General features: G+C 70.0%; 15 protein-coding genes. 9 read left to right on the plus strand and 6 right to left on the minus strand.

Annotated features, from left to right (window positions below; all coding sequences use genetic code 11):
- Positions 1–237: 237 nt before the first annotated feature.
- Complete coding sequence (locus ACFZDE_RS12610) at positions 238–651, minus strand: DUF192 domain-containing protein (RefSeq protein WP_391199707.1); 414 nt, start codon at positions 649–651, stop codon at positions 238–240.
- Positions 652–962: 311 nt separating this feature from the next.
- Between ACFZDE_RS12610 and ACFZDE_RS12615 the strand changes: the two genes are divergently transcribed.
- The 8 genes from ACFZDE_RS12615 (at position 963) to ACFZDE_RS12650 (ending at position 10375) form a co-directional block, all read left to right on the plus strand.
- Positions 963–1622, plus strand: coding sequence for a hypothetical protein (locus ACFZDE_RS12615; protein ID WP_391199709.1), 660 nt, complete (start codon positions 963–965; stop codon positions 1620–1622).
- Positions 1610–2638, plus strand: coding sequence for a hypothetical protein (locus tag ACFZDE_RS12620; RefSeq protein WP_391199711.1), 1029 nt, complete (start codon positions 1610–1612; stop codon positions 2636–2638). Before ACFZDE_RS12615 ends, ACFZDE_RS12620 begins: the two co-directional genes overlap by 13 nt.
- A 41-nt stretch (positions 2639–2679) precedes the next feature.
- Positions 2680–3567, plus strand: a complete 888-nt coding sequence (locus ACFZDE_RS12625) for an LLM class flavin-dependent oxidoreductase (RefSeq protein WP_391199712.1) — start codon at positions 2680–2682, stop codon at positions 3565–3567.
- A gap of 135 nt (positions 3568–3702) precedes the next feature.
- The gene (locus ACFZDE_RS12630; RefSeq protein WP_391199713.1) at positions 3703–4503 is read left to right on the plus strand and encodes a methyltransferase domain-containing protein; all 801 of its coding nucleotides are present in this window, start codon (positions 3703–3705) and stop codon (positions 4501–4503) included.
- An 822-nt stretch (positions 4504–5325) separates the two neighbouring features.
- Positions 5326–6099: an isoprenyl transferase gene (locus ACFZDE_RS12635; protein WP_388322079.1), complete on the plus strand. Its 774-nt coding sequence runs from the start codon at positions 5326–5328 to the stop codon at positions 6097–6099.
- A 390-nt stretch (positions 6100–6489) separates the two neighbouring features.
- The gene (locus tag ACFZDE_RS12640; protein WP_390993653.1) at positions 6490–7815 is read left to right on the plus strand and encodes a PhoH family protein; all 1326 of its coding nucleotides are present in this window, start codon (positions 6490–6492) and stop codon (positions 7813–7815) included.
- A gap of 402 nt (positions 7816–8217) precedes the next feature.
- Positions 8218–8931 (plus strand): transglycosylase SLT domain-containing protein, encoded by a 714-nt coding sequence (locus ACFZDE_RS12645; RefSeq protein WP_390993654.1) that lies wholly within the window; start codon positions 8218–8220, stop codon positions 8929–8931.
- 136 nt (positions 8932–9067) lie between these two features.
- Positions 9068–10375, plus strand: a complete 1308-nt coding sequence (locus ACFZDE_RS12650; RefSeq protein WP_390993655.1) for an AI-2E family transporter — start codon at positions 9068–9070, stop codon at positions 10373–10375.
- Positions 10376–10459: 84 nt separating this feature from the next.
- On the opposite strand, the gene ACFZDE_RS12655 is transcribed toward ACFZDE_RS12650, so the two are convergent.
- Together ACFZDE_RS12655 and ACFZDE_RS12660 are read right to left on the minus strand one after the other, a co-directional pair.
- Positions 10460–10993: a carboxymuconolactone decarboxylase family protein gene (locus tag ACFZDE_RS12655; RefSeq protein WP_390993656.1), complete on the minus strand. Its 534-nt coding sequence runs from the start codon at positions 10991–10993 to the stop codon at positions 10460–10462.
- Positions 10994–10999: 6 nt separating this feature from the next.
- Entirely contained in the window at positions 11000–11554 is a 555-nt protein-coding gene (locus ACFZDE_RS12660) for a redoxin domain-containing protein (protein ID WP_390993657.1), read from the minus strand.
- Between the two features lie 133 nt (positions 11555–11687).
- Between ACFZDE_RS12660 and ACFZDE_RS12665 the strand changes: the two genes are divergently transcribed.
- A complete protein-coding gene (locus tag ACFZDE_RS12665) occupies positions 11688–12638 on the plus strand; it encodes a LysR substrate-binding domain-containing protein (RefSeq protein WP_390993658.1) in 951 nt (316 codons plus the stop codon).
- A 29-nt stretch (positions 12639–12667) separates the two neighbouring features.
- On the opposite strand, the gene ACFZDE_RS12670 is transcribed toward ACFZDE_RS12665, so the two are convergent.
- The 3 genes from ACFZDE_RS12670 to ACFZDE_RS12680 are packed head-to-tail and all read right to left on the minus strand — an operon-like array spanning position 12668 to position 16217.
- A complete protein-coding gene (locus tag ACFZDE_RS12670) occupies positions 12668–15010 on the minus strand; it encodes an FtsX-like permease family protein (protein ID WP_391199715.1) in 2343 nt (780 codons plus the stop codon).
- Positions 15007–15696: an ATP-binding cassette domain-containing protein gene (locus ACFZDE_RS12675; RefSeq protein WP_390993660.1), complete on the minus strand. Its 690-nt coding sequence runs from the start codon at positions 15694–15696 to the stop codon at positions 15007–15009. Before ACFZDE_RS12675 ends, ACFZDE_RS12670 begins: the two co-directional genes overlap by 4 nt.
- Positions 15693–16217, minus strand: coding sequence for a helix-turn-helix transcriptional regulator (locus tag ACFZDE_RS12680; RefSeq protein WP_390993661.1), 525 nt, complete (start codon positions 16215–16217; stop codon positions 15693–15695). Before ACFZDE_RS12680 ends, ACFZDE_RS12675 begins: the two co-directional genes overlap by 4 nt.
- Positions 16218–16231 lie beyond the last annotated feature (14 nt).

The following is a 16231-nucleotide window of genomic DNA, read 5'->3' on the forward strand; positions in this document are numbered from 1 at the left end:
ATGCTCGCCGCGAGCGTCGGCCACGAGGGCAGGAGGAGCCGGTCGTGCTGTTCGCGGGGGTGACCGGTTCCATGGAGGGATTCCCCACGGAGGAGCCGGCGGCTCCAGGGGAGGCGCATGGGCCGCTGGGCCTGGCACGCACTGAGGCACCCGTGTCGCGGCGGCGCTTCCACAGCACCGGCCGCCGACACACTGCGCGCGGCGGCAGGCCACCTAATCGGCCGACCGTCACCCAGGTCACGAGCGGGGACCACTGGCGCCGGGGTCGTGCGCCTGGCTCCGCGCCACGACCACTTCCACCCGAGCCCCCTTCCGCACTCCCCACCCACTCATCGCCCCGGCCTCCGCCTCCACCACATGCCGGGCCCGCAACCGGGGCATCCCCAGCAGCCCGGGCCGCATGGTCCGCACGGCGATGACGCGAAGTCGCCGATCGAGGTAGGCGACGTCGATCGCCATGCGCATCCGGAAGGTGTGCACGCTGTTGGCGGGGGAGAGCAGGATCGCCCCGTCGATGGAGTCGCGACCCAACAGCCCCTTGGTCCGGGCCCGGTAGGAGGCGGCGATCTCCAACGGCACCCGCACGGACACCTCCCCACCAGCCCCGCGCACGACCAGCTCTCCGCGCCCGTCCCGCCAACGCCGCCCCATCCGGGCCCCCTCCGACCGCGCCGCACGCCACACGACGTCCCGTCAGCCAAGCTATCCGCAGACAGCACCCCTCGCATGGGCCCAGGAGCCCCGCCCTTTGCTGATTCCTGACTGGAACGCCGTACACGGCACCAACGTTGGTCTTCACCATGGGCGCGTTATTCAACCGTTACGGCTCCAACCGAGCGGCGAAACGCCGATTCCTCCCCATACACCCCGCCCGTTGACAACCTTCACCCTGGTGCCGCCGCACCCCGCTGGATAGCTTTGGTTCGCTCAAGAGAAGCCTCGCCTCTGACCGGGAGCCGACCGTGAACCGCCGCCCCACCCTCCTCGCAGCGCTCACCCTGACCGCCGCTGCGACCCTGACGCTGTCCGCGTGCGGGAGTGACGACAGTTCCGCGGCCAAGGACAACGACAAGATCGCGGGAGCCGACACGGGCGACAAGGCTTCGCCCTCGCCGAGTGAGAGCGAAGCGGCGCCTGCCGGCCGACCTGCGATCACCTTCCCGTCCGACGCCAAGAACGTCTTCGAGTACGAGAAGACCGGCGACGCGGCCAAGGACGCGGTCCTCAAGGACAGCACCCTCAGCGTCAACTCCGTGGACGAGGCGATCCTCAAGGGGAACACCGACACCAAGGCCCTCGGCTTCTACAACGTCGGCAAGGCACTGGAATCCTCGATCTCCTACGCCCAGCGGTACATCAACGACGGCGACACGTGGATCGGGGAGACGCGCTACTTCAACTACAAGGTGAACCTCACCGGCGAGAAGAAGGCCTACGTCACCTACTGCTCCGACGAGAGCAAGTCCTACATCAAGAACCGGAAGACCAAGAAGGTCGACAGGTCGCCGGCGGATGCGGACTCCTACGTGCTGTACAACACCAGTCTCACCAAGAACGCCGATGGAGTCTGGCAGACGTCCAACATCGGCTCGGACAGGGGGAACAAGGCGTGCCAGCCGTAAGAAACTCGACGAGAGTCATAACGGTCCTGACCCTGGTGTGCTGCTCTGTCTTCGCTGCCCAGACCGCTTTCGCCAAGCGCGACAAGCACGGCAACAACGGGGACAGCCGGCAGAGCGCCGACGCAGGCAAAGACGGCACCGTCTCCGTCACCGTCGGCGGCGTCGTCTTCGACCGTTCGAAGAACGGCAGCGGCAACTCCGCCGGGGCGCTGACCTCGACCACGTCCTGGTCCCCGCCCCCCTGCTGGTACGCCCCGAAGTACACCCCGGACCAGCTGAAGAAGTACCTCGAGCCGACCTGGGAGGCCGGTTCGACGGGCTACCAGTGGGACGCCGAACAGCGGGACCGGTACGTCAACGGAAAGCCCTACAAGGACTTCAACAAGGACAAGGCGGGCAAGGGCTACTTCTGGGACTCGTTCGTCGACAAGGACTTCCCCCCGGGTTGGGACTCCTGCGAGAAGCCCATCTTCTGGGTGGACCAGGGCGACCCCCCGCCCGCGGACATCGAGAACGCCGTCACACCCGAGGTCCTCGCCGAACTCGCCTACGCCGAGATCCGGGTCCCCGGTACCGAAGTCACCCTGGCCCCCGCCGCCCAGACCAAGGTCAACCTCCCGACCTGGGCCTGGCTGGACGCCGCCGACTTCAAGCCGGTCTCCGTCACCGCGTCCGTACCGGTGATCGGCATCACGGCGACCGCGACGGCGAGACCGACGTCGCTCAGAATCGAACCCGGTACCAAGGACGCCGAGACCTACCCGGCCTCTGGGGTCTGCGAGATCAACAACGGCCGCATCGGTGAGCCCTACGCGAAGGGCAAGGCGGACCGCACGCCACCCTGCGGAGTGAGATACCTGCGCTCCTCGGGCAACGGCACGTACCCGCTCCAGGCAACCGTCACCTGGGAGATCGACTGGACCGGCAGCGGCGGCGCGGGCGGTGACCTGCCCGACGGCACGTTCGGCGCCACCCAGGACGTGGTCGTACAGGAGATCCAGGCCGTCAACCGCTGAGCGAGTGTCCGTCGCACCCTCATCCGGGTAGGAGGAGGAGCATGACCCCCCTAGGCGCAGTCTTCCGCCCCCAACTCGCCCCCGAGCGGCTCCGCGCCGTGGCCCGGCTCGCCGATGACGCGGGGCTCGATGAGCTGTGGCTCTGGGAGGACTGTTTCAGGGAGGGCGGTATCTCCACCGCCGCCGCTGCCCTCGCGTGGACCGAGCGGGTGCGGGTCGGGGTCGGGCTGTTGCCCGTGCCCCTGCGGAACGTGGCCATCACCGCCATGGAGGCCGCCTCACTGCACCGCATGTTCCCGGGCCGGGCGATCCTCGGTGTGGGGCACGGCGTGCAGGACTGGATGGGGCAGGTCGGCGCCCGCGTCGAGTCGCCCCTCACCCTGCTGCGAGAGCACCTCGTCACGCTGCGGGCCCTGCTGGCCGGAGAGCGGGTCACCGTCGACGGGCGGTACGTCAAGCTCGACGACGTCGCTCTCGACTGGCCACCGGACCCCGCCCGGCACAGCGGCGTGCTGGCCGGAGCCACCGGGCCGCGGTCGCTGCGGCTCACCGGCGAGGCCGCCGACGGCACCATCCTCACCGCCTCCACCAACGCCGAGGGCGTGCGCCAGGCACGGCGGCTCGTCGAGGAGGGGCGGGCGGCGGCCGGCCGAGACGCCGCAGCCGGGCATCACCCCCTCGTCGTCTACCTGCTCACCGCCACCGGGCCCGACGCCGCCGCCCGGCTGCGCGCGGAACTCGTCGCCGAGAACGACGACGCCGTACCGGACCTCGGGGTCGCCGGAGACGCCGGAGCGGTGGCCAAGGCCGTCGAGCGGCTGGTCGAGGCCGGTGCCGACAGTGTCGTCCTGCAACCGACGGCGGACGAACCCGACCCGGAGGGCTTCGTGCGGTTCGCGGCGGAAGAAGTGCGCCCCCTCGTGCCCTGAGTGCTTGCTCACGCCCTGAGCCCGCGCTCAGCGAACCGGCACCCTCCGGCACGGCGACAACGAGCACGTCATGCTCGTCCTCACGTGAGCGGAAATCGGAAGACGTCCCCGTCCGATCCCTGCCACGATCCCTCCATGGCAAAGCACCGCAACCCCCACCCCGGCACCTTCGAAGACCTTCTCGCCGAAGGCGCCTCCGTCCCCACAGAAGGCTGGGACTTCTCCTGGTTCGAAGGGCGGGCGACCGAAGCGCGTCCCTCCTGGGGGTACGCCGTGTCGCTGTCCGAGCGTCTCGGCCGGGCGAGCGCCGTGCTCGACGTGCAGACCGGGGGAGGGGAGGTACTGGACTTCGCCCTCGCCAGGGTCGCCGCCGCGAAGCCGCCCCTCCTGACCATCGCCACCGAAGGCTGGCCCCCCAACGTCGCCAAGGCCACCGCCCTGCTCCGCCCGCGTGGCGTCGCCGTCGTCGCCGCTGCCGAGGACGACCCGCTGCCCTTCGCCGACGGTGCCTTCGACCTGGTCGTCAGCCGTCACCCCGTCCGCCCGCACTGGGAGGAGATCGCCCGCGTCCTCCAGCCCGGCGGGACGTACTTCGCCCAGCACGTCGGCCCGGCCAGCGTCTTCGAACTCGTCGAGTACTTCCTCGGGCCCCAGCCGGACGACGTGCGCGGCGCCCGGCACCCCGACCGTGAGCGTGCCGACGCCGAGGCCGCCGGGCTCGACGTCGTCGATCTGCGGGCGGAGCGGCTGCGCATGGAGTTCCACGACATCGGCGCGGTCGTGCACTTCCTGCGCAAGGTGGTCTGGATGGTCCCGGGCTTCACCGTCGAGGCCTACCGGCAGCGGCTGCGGGAGCTGCACGAGCGCATCCGCACCGACGGCCCCTTCGTCGCGCACAGCACCCGGCACCTCTTCGAGGCACGCAAGTCTGACTGACCGCGGACCCAGGAGCGTGCTCGTGTGTCGCCCCTTCACTCCTTTCACACACCGCACTTGCGCATCTCCCGACGAGGGTTTTCACATTGTTATCGCCCACAGCTCGCCTCCGCGTCGTCGCTCACGTAGGTTCGGACCAGGGTAATTCGCGTGAGCAAAGCTGCGCGGGCGGTACCGCGCAGTGGAGGGGGCTGCGCGGTGCCAAGGCCACCCCGCCGAGCCCCATCGAGCCGGCGCCCCGGCGATGTCCTGTCGGCAAAGCCGAGAATCGGAGCCGGCCCGAGCCGCCGTGAAGGCCGGGTGGCGGTCAAGTGGGGGTTCGGGTCCGGTTCACCCGTCGGGGGGATGCCGTGACAAGTCACCCGACTGGACCCCAAGATCCGGTAAATCCTCCGGTTCCCCTCCCGTGGCGCCCGATTTCCCAGCGTATGCGAGGTGTTTCGGCCAGGAGCGAGCCCTGAACGAGGGCTTCCGTGAGCATCGCCGCGTCGCCGGACGGCTCCGGAGAGTAGTTGTGGCACGCCGATGCGCGCAGCATCACTTACGAAGGGTTATGGTGGAAACCCCCCCTCGGGCCGGTCCGTCTCCCCCCCCACGGACCGGCCCGTTTTTCTTTGTTCCGCCCGGCGGCTCGAACCGCCTCCCGGACCCCCGCTCGGCCCACCGGGCGGAACCGCCCGCTCCGCCCCAGTTGGCGGCCCAGGGCCGGTGCGGGGGTAGGCTTCGCCCCCGGGGACCGCCATACGGGCAGGGACCGCCCGCGGCCACGACCGGGCCGCACGCCGCGGCCTGTCCGATCCGTACGGAGGGGCTGACAATCACGTGAACCTGCGCGACAAGCTGCGCGGCCTGCTGGTCAGGCTCTACGCACGCCGGGTGGAAGGCCACCTGGACCACGCTCAGGTGCCCAAGCACATCGGCGTCATCATGGACGGCAACCGGCGCTGGGCGAAGGCCGCCGGTTCCAGCACCGTCGACGGTCACCGGGCCGGGGCCGGGAAGATCGAGGAGTTCCTCGGCTGGTGCACCGAGACCGACGTCGAGGTCGTCACCCTCTGGCTGCTGTCCACGGACAACTTCGACCGGCCGCAGGAGGAGCTCGTCCCCCTGCTCGGCATCATCGAGGACGTCGTCCGCACCCTGGCCGCCGACGGCCGCTGGCGCGTGCACCACGTCGGCACGCCCGACCTGCTGCCCTCCGCGATGCAGACGGTCCTCAAGGAGGCCGAGGAGACCACGGCGCACGTCGACGGGATAGTGGTCAACGTCGCCATCGGCTACGGCGGACGGCAGGAGATCGCCGACGCGGTGCGCTCGATGCTGCTCGACGCCCAGGAGAAGGGCACCTCGATGGAGGCGCTCGCCGAGGCCGTCGACATCGACATGATCGGGCGTCACCTCTACACGAGCCACCAGCCCGACCCCGACCTGGTCATCCGCACCAGTGGCGAGCAGCGGCTGTCCGGATTCATGCTCTGGCAGACCGCGCACTCCGAGTACTACTTCTGTGACGTGTTCTGGCCGGCGTTCCGCAAGGTCGACTTCCTGCGCGCCATGCGCGACTACGCGGCCCGCCATCGGCGCTACGGCGGCTGAATCCCCCTCACCGGGCATCCCCCGCAGGGCGCCCCGACACCGGACGCCCCACGTCGCGGCACCTCCCGGAACAACGCCGCCGCACCTCCCGCCACCCGGGCGAGGACAGGCGTCACACGGAGTTCACCGCCTCGCCGTCATATGCCGTGGCATGGCGACGCTCGTTCGAGGGCATAACCCAGACAGGTCGACGCCCGAACCACGGGTGTCGGATCTCAGCGGACGGCACGGGGCCGTCCGCCCGGGAGGCCCTTTGCACCAGCCCGATCGTGCGGTCACAGCACGGACGAAGAGGCGGAGGGCCGGTTCTCGGCCCGCGCAGGGCGGCCGACGACCGGTCCAGCTCCATACCGTCGCTCCCCGACCTCATCCGAGGGGGTACGTCCTTCCGTGGTGACCAGCACAAAGCGCCACAAGCCCGACCGGCGCACCTATGTTCTCGACACCAGCGTCCTGCTGGCCGACCCGAACGCACTGAACCGCTTCGACGAGCACGAGGTCGTGCTCCCCATCGTCGTGGTCACGGAGCTGGAGGCCAAGCGGCACCATCCCGAACTCGGCTACTTCGCCCGGCAGGCGCTGCGCCTGCTCGACGAGTTCCGCGTCCGGCACGGTCGCCTCGACGCCCCCATCCCGATCGGGGATCTCGGCGGGACCGTCCGTGTCGAGCTCAACCACTCGGACCCCAGCGTGCTGCCCAGCGGCTACCGCCTGGGGGACAACGACTCCCGCATCCTCGCGGTCGCCCGCAATCTGCAGGCCGAGGGGTTCGACGTCACCGTCGTGTCGAAGGACCTCCCGCTCAGGATCAAGGCGTCCTCCGTCGGACTCCTCGCCGAGGAGTACCGCGCGGAGCTCGCCATCACGGACTCCTCCGGCTGGACCGGAATGTCCGAACTGACCCTGCCCGGCGAGCAGGTGGACATCCTCTTCGAGGAAGGGCGGGTCCACGTCCCCGAGGCCGCCGGCCTGCCGGTGCACACCGGCCTGATGATCCAGTCGGAGCGCGGCAAGGCACTCGGGCGGGTCACCCCCGACGGCAACATCCGTGTCGTGCGCGGGGATCGGGAGGCGTTCGGCATCAAGGGCCGCAGCGCCGAGCAGCGGATCGCGCTCGACCTGCTGCTCGACCCGGACGTCGGCATCGTGTCGATGGGCGGCCGGGCCGGCACCGGCAAGTCGGCACTGGCGCTGTGCGCGGGTCTGGAGGCGGTGCTGGAGCGCCGTCAGCACCAGAAGGTGATGGTCTTCCGTCCGCTGTACGCGGTGGGCGGGCAGGAGCTGGGCTATCTGCCGGGCTCCGAGGCCGAGAAGATGAGCCCCTGGGCGCAGGCCGTGTTCGACACGCTGTCGGCGGTCACCTCCCGTGAGGTCATCGAGGAGGTCACCGCACGCGGGATGCTGGAGGTCCTGCCGCTCACCCACATCCGCGGCCGCTCGCTGCACGACGCGTTCGTCATCGTGGACGAGGCACAGTCACTGGAGAGGAACGTACTTCTGACCGTTCTGTCCCGGATCGGGGCCAATTCGCGGGTGGTTCTCACCCATGACGTGGCCCAGCGGGACAACCTCAGGGTCGGCCGGTACGACGGTGTCGTCGCCGTCGTCGAGAAGCTGAAGGGGCATCCGCTCTTCGCGCACGTGACCCTGACGCGGTCCGAGAGGTCCCAGATCGCCGCGCTTGTGACCGAAATGCTCGAAGACGGGCAGATCTGACCGACTACACCAAGTCGTGGTGGTTATCGGATAGTTGGCGCCGTTCGGAAAAGGCCAAGAGCCTAGCCGGGCGGCGCCTTCGCATGTAGGCGTTTCTGTGAATCTCCAGCGTCAAACGGGATGTGAGCTTTCACACGCAACTCGGAATTGCCTTGCCCCGTCCGGTTACGGCAGAGTCTCACTCCTGTCAGGCCCCGCATACGACACAGCTGTACCCCCAGCGGTACGGCACCACAAAAGCATCAGCACCAACTGCATAGCGATGTCGTATGCCGCCCGAGCTACACACGGCGCTCCCCCCCGGGGGAGTTGCCCACCGGGCCCGCGCCTCCCGTGACCCCGCAGTTGGGGAGGCCAGTGTCAGGGGCACGATTGCGTCCGCGAGGGTCACCGAAGCGGGCGATGCTGGAAGGAAACCGTGTGAGCCGGATCTCGGTCCGGGGATTCGCAGTGGCTTCGGCCACGGCGGTCACCGCTGTCGGAAGCGTCGTCGGCGTTGCCTCGGGCAGCACCGCGCAGAACAACGACGCGGAAGCGACGGCAACCGGCGCCACGCTGCTCGCGGACATCCCCGCGGGCCAGCAGGCCCAGGTACAGACCGCGTCGCTGACGCAGCAGGCCGACGCACAGGCCATCCAGGCGGACGCGAGCGCGAAGAAGGACGCCGAGGAGGCCGCCCGCAAGGCCGCCGCCGAGACGGCCATCGCCAAGAAGGACGCCGCGAAGAAGGCCGCCGAGGCAGCCGCCAAGGAGCGCGCGGAGGCCAAGGAGGCCGCCGCCAGCCGCTCCAAGGACATCTCCGACTTCCCCGTCGCGAGCTCCTACAGCATCGCCCAGATCCAGGCGATGGCACGCCAGGTGGTGCCGTCGGGTCAGTTCCAGTGCTTCAGCAACATCGTGGACCACGAGTCCGACTGGAACTACAAGGCGGTCAACCCCTCCTCCGGGGCCTACGGCATGTTCCAGGCGCTGCCCGGTTCCAAGATGTCGTCCGTCGGCGCCGACTGGCGGACCAACCCGGCCACCCAGATCAAGTGGGGCCTCAACTACATGAACGACCGCTACGGCAGTCCCTGTGACGCCTGGTCGTTCTGGCAGGCCAACCACTGGTACTGAGCCGACCGGCCCACGGCCGATCCCGCCCTTCGCGCGAGCCCCGCACCGCAGTCCGGTGCGGGGCTCGCGCGATGTAACGTCGGACGGACGGCTCCCCGGGGGAGTGGTGCGCCAAGACGGGGGAAGAGGACGGATCATGTCGCGAGTGCCAGGGTGGCTCGGCCGGCTGGGTGCCGGGCTGACCGAGATGAGCGAGCGGTACAACCAGCGCCGCGCGGAGGCCGAACGGGAGCGGGACGAACCCGACCCCCCGATCGACGACCACGTACCGCCGCCCCCGGACTACGCGCCCACCGTTCCCGCCCGCCCCGATCCCGCGCAGGCCGTGCCGTGGGGGGTGCGGGTCGCGGCCGAGGCGGGCTGGCGACTCCTCGTCCTCGCCGGGACCCTGTGGGTGCTGATGCGCGTCATCAGCGCCGTCCAGCTCGTGGTGTTCTCCTTCGTCATCGCGCTGCTCATCACGGCGATCCTGCAGCCGACGGTGGCGCGGCTGCGGCGCCACGGGGTGCCGCGGGGGCCGGCGACGGCGCTGACGGCGTTGTTCGGCTTCGTCGTCATCGGCCTCATCGGCTGGTTCGTGACCTGGCAGGTCATGGAGAACATCGACGACCTGTCGAACCAGATCCAGGACGGCATCGACGAGTTGCGGAACTGGCTGCTGAACAGCCCCTTCCACGTCACCGACAAGCAGATCAACGAGATCGCCAAGAACCTGCGCGAGGCGGTCGGGGCCAACACCGACCAGATCACCTCGGCGGGCCTGGAAGGCGTGACGGTCGTCGTCGAAGCGCTCACGGGCATCCTGCTGGCGGTCTTCTGCACCCTGTTCCTGCTCTACGACGGCAAGCGGATCTGGGAGTGGACGCTGAAGCTGGTCCCCGCGGCGGCGCGGCCCGGAGTGGCCGGGGCCGGTCCGGCGGCGTGGCGGACGCTGACGGCGTATGTGCGGGGCACGGTGCTCGTCGCGCTGATCGACGCGATCTTCATCGGCCTCGGCATCTACTTCCTCGATGTGCCGATGGCCGTGCCGCTGGCGGTGTTCATCTTCCTGTTCGCGTTCATCCCGCTGGTGGGCGCGGTGGTGTCCGGGGCGCTGGCGGTGGTCGTCGCGCTGGTCACCCAGGGGGTGTTCACGGCCGTCATGACGCTGGTGGTGGTGCTGGCGGTGCAGCAGATCGAGGGGCACATCCTCCAGCCGTTCATCCTGGGCCGTGCGGTCCGGGTGCATCCGCTGGCGGTGGTCCTGTCGGTCGCGGCGGGCGGCATGGTGGCCGGCATCGGCGGCGCGGTGGTGGCCGTGCCCCTGGTGGCCGTGACGAACACGGTCGCCGGCTATCTCCGGTCGTACTCCCAGAGATCGGCCCTGCGCCAGTCGGTACGCCCCCGCGGAGCCACGGCGGTGAGCTCGGAACCGGCCCCCGAGGAGACCCCGCCGGCTCAGTAGCCGGGCGGCATCGAGAGCGACAGCAGGGCCCCGTCCACCGGTCAGGTGGGCGGGGCCCTGCTGTGTGAGGCGGCCGGCCGAGGATCACTCGGCCAGGATCGCCTCGGCGTCCAGCGTGACGCCGACCGCCTGGATGACGGAGGCGATCTTGAAGGCCTCCTGGATGACGTCACGGTCGAGGCCCGCCTTGCGCAGGACCTGCTCGTGGGAGTCCAGGCACATGCCGCAGCCGTTGATGGCCGAGACGGCGAAGGACCACAGCTCGAAGTCGACCTTGTCGACGCCCGGGTTGCCGATGACGTTCATCCGCAGACCCGCGCGCAGGGTGCCGTACTCGTGGTCCGACAGCAGGTGACGGGTGCGGTAGAAGACGTTGTTCATCGCCATCACCGCGGCGGCGGCCTTGGCGGCCGTGTACGCCTCCGGCGACAGGTTCGCCTTCGCCTCCGGCTCCAGCTCGCGCAGCACGATCGGGGAGCGCGAGGCGATGGCCGTCGACAGCACCGTGCCCCACAGCTGCTGGGCCGGCAGGTCGGAGTTGCCGATGACCGAGCCCAGGTTGAGCTTCAGGTCCTTGGCGTAGTCCGGTATGGCGGACTTCAGGGCGTCCAGCGACATGTCAGATCACTCCCCGGAGAGCAGCGCGACGGGGTCGAGCGTCTCGTCGCCCTTGGACCAGTTGCAGGGGCACAGCTCGTCCGTCTGGAGGGCGTCCAGGACCCGGAGGACCTCCTTCGGGTTACGGCCGACCGAGCCCGCGGTCACCATGGAGAACTGGATCTCGTTGTTCTGGTCCACGATGAACACCGCACGCTTGGCGAAGCCGTCCTCGCCCTCGATGCCGAGGTCGCGCATCAGCTCGTGCTTGGAGTCGGCCATCATCGGGAACGGCAGGTCGCGCAGGTCGTCGTGGTCCTTGCGCCAGGCGTGGTGGACGAACTCGGAGTCACCGGAGAAGCCGAGGACCTGCGCGTCGCGGTCCGCGAACTCCTCGTTCAGCTTGCCGAAGGCGGCGATCTCGGTCGGGCACACGAAGGTGAAGTCCTTGGGCCACGCGAAGATGACCTTCCACTGACCCTCGTAGGTCTTGTGGTTGATCTGCTGGAACTCCTCGCCCTTCTCCAGCGAGACGCAGGCGGTCAGGTCGAACTCGGGGAACTTGTCACCGACGGTGAGCACACACACTCCTTGCAGCGAAGAAACTCCCGGATCGCGGGGGTTTCCCATGGGTTGGACTGTGTTGATGTTGGCACAGCCTGGATTGATTACGGAAATAGCTACACTCGGTCGAGTTGATCGGAGGTAGTTATCAGTGACTGTCGGTAATAAGCGCAGGCAGCCCAGTCTGGCCCAGCTCAGGGCGTTCGCCACGGTGGCCGAACACCTTCACTTCCGGGACGCGGCAGCCGCGATCGGCATGAGCCAGCCCGCCCTCTCGGGCGCCGTGTCGGCCCTGGAGGAGTCACTCGGAGTGACACTCCTCGAGCGTACGACGCGCAAGGTGCTGCTCTCGCCCGAGGGGGAGCGGATCGCCGTACGGGCCAAGGCCGTTCTGGGGGAGGTGGAGGCGCTCATGGAGGAGGCCGAGGCGGTCCGGGCACCCTTCACCGGGGCGCTGCGGCTCGGCGTGATCCCGACGGTCGCGCCCTATCTGCTGCCGACGGTCCTACGGCTCGTCCACGAGCGGTATCCGCACCTCGACCTCCAGGTGCACGAGGAGCAGACCGCCAGCCTGCTCGACGGCCTCGCCGCCGGCCGGCTCGACCTGCTGCTGCTCGCCGTGCCGCTGGGCGTGCCGGGCGTCTGCGAACTTCCGCTGTTCGACGAGGACTTCGTGCTGGTCACACCGCTGGACCACGAACTCGGCGGACGGGAGGGCATTGCGCGCCAGGCGTTGCGCGAGCTGAACCTGCTGCTGCTGGACGAGGGCCACTGCCTGCGTGACCAGGCCCTCGACATCTGCCGGGACGCCGGTCGCGACGACGTGCCGGTCACCACCACCGCCGCCGGTCTGTCCACGCTGGTGCAGCTCGTCGCGGGCGGGCTCGGCGTCACCCTGCTGCCGCGCACCGCCCTGAAGGTCGAGATCTCCCGCAGCAACCAGCTCCTCACCGGGTACTTCGCCGACCCGGCCCCCACCCGCCGGATCGCCCTGGCGATGCGGGTGGGAGCCGCGCGCGGCGCGGAGTACGAGGAACTGGCGGCCGCCCTGCGGCAGGCACTGCGCCCGCTGCCCGTACGGGTCCTGGAGCAGGACACCTGACGGCCCGTACGGGCGGGGCGCGGTCGCCGCTACTCGGTGCGCAGCCCGTCCGGCCGCATCAGCCTCAGCAGCGGAGGCAGACTCAGCAGCGTCACCACGAGGACGACACCGGCGCCGATGCCGGTCATCGACAGCACGCTCGGCCAGTCCACCCGGACCGAGGTGCTGGTCATCCGCAGCAGGACCGCGCCCAGGGCGATGCCCACCGTCGCGGCGAGCAGCAGGCCGAGACCGATCGGGATCGCCGTCTGCCACAGCACCGACAGGCCGAGAGTGCGGCGCCTGGTGCCGAAGGCGACCAAGGACGACAGCAGCTTGCGCCGTTCCCGCAACTGCTCCAGCTGCGAGACGAGCAGGCTCGCCCCGATCAGCGCCAGCACGCAGGCCGAGCCGACGGACAGACCCGTACGGATGGCGGCGTAGCGGTCGTTGCTCTCGATGCTGCGCCAGGTCATGGGCTGGACCGTGGGGTCGAGCCGCGCTGCCGTGTTGCGCACGTGGTCGTAGGCGTCCGGCATCGACAGGTCCAGGCTCAGGAAGAGCCGCGTGGACGCGAACGCCGCCAGTTTCTCGGGCAGCGCGCCCGGTGTGACCAGGATGCCGCCGCGCTCCTCCCCGGTGGGGTCCTTGCGGGGCTGGACCGTGCGGATGTCCCGCGGCACCGTCCAGGAGACCCGGCGCTCGTCCGACCCGGCGGTGTCGCCGTCCCCATCGGCCCACAGGGTCGTGCCCGGCTCGGCGAGGTGGTCGCTGTCGCTGTTGTACTGAGAGCCCTTGGCCGCGAAGACGTCCCCGTCACGGCAGGAGGGGAGCGTGGCCACCTCGCGCAGCCCGGCGCAGTCGGCCACGGTGAGCTGGGCCAGGCCCTCCGAGTCGGCGGGACGGTCGGCGAGGTAGACGTCCGACAGGGCGATGATCTTGCGTACGCCCTCGGTGTCGCGGTACTTGCCGATGAGGTCCGAGGTGTCGGCGCCGTCGGGCACGTCCACACTCATCTGGGCCCGGGAGACGTCGTACCGCGATGACCGGGTGTAGTTGTCCTCGACCCCGGCGAAGAGCATCTGCAGGGCGATCGCCCCGGCCACCGCCACCGCGATGCCGTTGACCATCCGGGCCGCCGCGCCACTGCTCAACTGGAGGCGGCGGATCGCCAGTTGCCAGGCGACCCCGCCCGTGCCGAGCCGCGCCACGACCGTCTCCACCACCCAGGGGAGCAGCGCCGTGACACCGACCAGCAGGAGCATCACACCGCCGACGACGAGGTACTGGTTGAAGTCCCCGCTGTCGTTGCCCTGCCCGATCATCGGGTAGAGCAGCGCCACGCCGCCCAGCGGCAGCAGCAGCCGCCACCACAGCCGGCGCCGTGCGGGCTTGGCCGTGCGCACCACGCCGAGGGGCTCGATGACCACCCCGCGCAGGGCGAGGATCGTCACCAGGACCGCCGCCGCCGGCACCGCCAGCGCGACCAGGAGGGCCAGGACCGGAGAGGGGTTCAGATAGCTCGGGAACACGCTGACCCGGTACACCTCGGCGGAGGCCGCCAGTTCGCGTCCGAGCAGGAAGAACCCGGTGCCCAGGACGAGTCCCAGCACCGATCCGGCGAGGGCCTCGCCGGCGGCGATCCGCCGGGTCATCCGGCTGTCGGAACCGACCAGCCGCAGGGCCGCCAGCCTGCGGTCACGCCGCTCGCCGCCGAACCGCACGGCCGCGGCGATGAACACGGCGACCGGCATCAGCAACACCACGAAGACGACCAGGACCAGCATGAGCAGCACTGGGTCCCAGGGGTCGGACGACCCCAGGTCGTCGTTGCCGAAGTGGTCGATCCGGGCGCCGCTCGCGGAGCCGTCCAGCAGCTTCGCCAGCCCCTCGCCGCCCGCGAAGTAGGCGAGTTCCTGCGAGCCGACGAGCCCCTGCTCGCCGATGGTGCCGGAGACGCGGTAGTCCAGCCGTTCCCGCAGCAGCTTGCCGTCGTCGGAGTCGAGCAGCTCCTTCAGCGCGGGGGAGACGACCATCTCGCCCACCGCCGGGAACTCGGAGACGCCCGGCGGCAGCGGGGCCTTCGGGCCGTCCGGCTCCAGCAGCCTGCCGCGCACGTCCAGGGTGCGGAACGTGGTGTCCGCGTCCACGACCACCAGCGTGTCGTCGGCCTTCGGTATCTTCTCCTGGCTGAACGTGTGGTCGCTGCGCGCCTTCTCGCGCCGGTCCCGCTCCGCCAGCGCGTTGGGAATCGCGGTGGTGAGCAGCAGCAGCGCCACCCCGAGCCCGACACCGACCGCTGTGAGCAGCGACCGTGTCCACCCCTCGCGCCCGCCGGCGAGGGCGAACCGGGCCCCCATGGCGAGGTCCCGGCTCCACTGCCCGACGCTCATACGACGCGCTCCATGTCACGGGACTTGCCGTCCCGCACGACGATCTCGCGGTCGGAGTACGCGGCCACCCGCGCCTCGTGCGTGACGAGCACCACGGCCGCGTTCGCGGACCGGGCGGCGTCCGTCAGCAGCTCCATCACGCGCTCGCCGTTGAAGGAGTCGAGCGCCCCGGTCGGCTCGTCGGCGAAGACGACCCGCGGGTTGGTCACCAGCGACCGCGCGACCGCGACCCGCTGCCCCTGACCGCCGGACACCTCGCCGGGCCGCTTCTTGCGCAGGTCGTCGACCTCCAGCCGCTCCATCCACGCCAGCGCGGTCCGTTCGGCCTCCTTGCGGGACGACCCGTTCAGCCGCAGCGGCAGTGCCACGTTCTCCACACAGGTCAGTTCCGGCACGAGCTGCCCGAACTGGAACACGAACCCGAACTCCGAGCGCCGCAGCGCACTGCGCTCGGCGTCGCTCATCGCGGTCACCTCGCGCCCGTTGTACGTGATCGAGCCCGAGTCGGGCATGACGATCCCGGCGAGGCAGTGCAGCAGAGTGGACTTGCCTGAGCCGGAGGGGCCCATCACGGCGACGACCTCGCCGGGGTGGATGGAGAACCCGGCGCCGTCGAGCGCGGTCGTCGGGCCGTACGTCTTGCGCAGGTCCTGGGCGGTGAGGAGCGAACCGGCGGGAATCGTCATCGGGCCACCGCCTCACGGAGCTTGTCCAGACGGGCCGCGGTCAGCTCCAGCCAGCGCAGGTCCGCCTCCAGGTGGAACAGCGCGTGGTCGCAGATGAGCTGGTCGGCCAGATCCCCCTTGCGCTTGCGGTCGGTGAGGATCCGCATGCTGCGCAGGTGCTCCGAGCGCTGGGTGTCGAGGATGTCGGCGGCGTCGCGGTGGGTGAGCAGCGCGAGGACGATCTTGGTGTAGAGGGTCGACTGGAGGTACGGCTCCGGCTTCTCGGGCGTGGCGAGCCAGCGCGCGACGTCGGTGATGCCGGCCTCGGTGATCGCGTACCGCTTGCGCTCGGGGCCGCCGCCGGCCTCGATGCCGTCGACTTCGACGAGCCCGTTCTTCAGCAGCCGGGACATCGTCGAGTAGACCTGGCCGTAGTGCAGGGGCCGGTCGTGACCGAACTTCTCGTCGAAGGCCCGCTTCAGGTCGTAACCATGGCGCGGGCCGGACTCCAGGAGCCCCAGGAGAGTGTGACCGATGGACATGAGCAGGACTGTAC

The sequence above is a fragment of the Streptomyces sp. NPDC007929 genome (assembly GCF_042959065.1).
GTDB lineage: Bacteria > Actinomycetota > Actinomycetes > Streptomycetales > Streptomycetaceae > Streptomyces.

What these genes read in the sequence shown, in the direction of transcription:
- ACFZDE_RS12610 (WP_391199707.1), bottom strand. Translation starts at nt 651, where the DNA reads ATGGGGCGGCGTTGGCGGGACGGGCGCGGAGAGCTGGTCGTGCGCGGG.
- ACFZDE_RS12625 (WP_391199712.1), top strand. Translation starts at nt 2,680, where the DNA reads ATGACCCCCCTAGGCGCAGTCTTCCGCCCCCAACTCGCCCCCGAGCGG.
- ACFZDE_RS12630 (WP_391199713.1), top strand. Translation starts at nt 3,703, where the DNA reads ATGGCAAAGCACCGCAACCCCCACCCCGGCACCTTCGAAGACCTTCTC.
- ACFZDE_RS12645 (WP_390993654.1), top strand. Translation starts at nt 8,218, where the DNA reads ATGCTGGAAGGAAACCGTGTGAGCCGGATCTCGGTCCGGGGATTCGCA.
- ACFZDE_RS12650 (WP_390993655.1), top strand. Translation starts at nt 9,068, where the DNA reads ATGTCGCGAGTGCCAGGGTGGCTCGGCCGGCTGGGTGCCGGGCTGACC.
- ACFZDE_RS12655 (WP_390993656.1), bottom strand. Translation starts at nt 10,993, where the DNA reads ATGTCGCTGGACGCCCTGAAGTCCGCCATACCGGACTACGCCAAGGAC.
- ACFZDE_RS12670 (WP_391199715.1), bottom strand. Translation starts at nt 15,010, where the DNA reads ATGAGCGTCGGGCAGTGGAGCCGGGACCTCGCCATGGGGGCCCGGTTC.
- ACFZDE_RS12675 (WP_390993660.1), bottom strand. Translation starts at nt 15,696, where the DNA reads ATGACGATTCCCGCCGGTTCGCTCCTCACCGCCCAGGACCTGCGCAAG.
- ACFZDE_RS12680 (WP_390993661.1), bottom strand. Translation starts at nt 16,217, where the DNA reads ATGTCCATCGGTCACACTCTCCTGGGGCTCCTGGAGTCCGGCCCGCGC.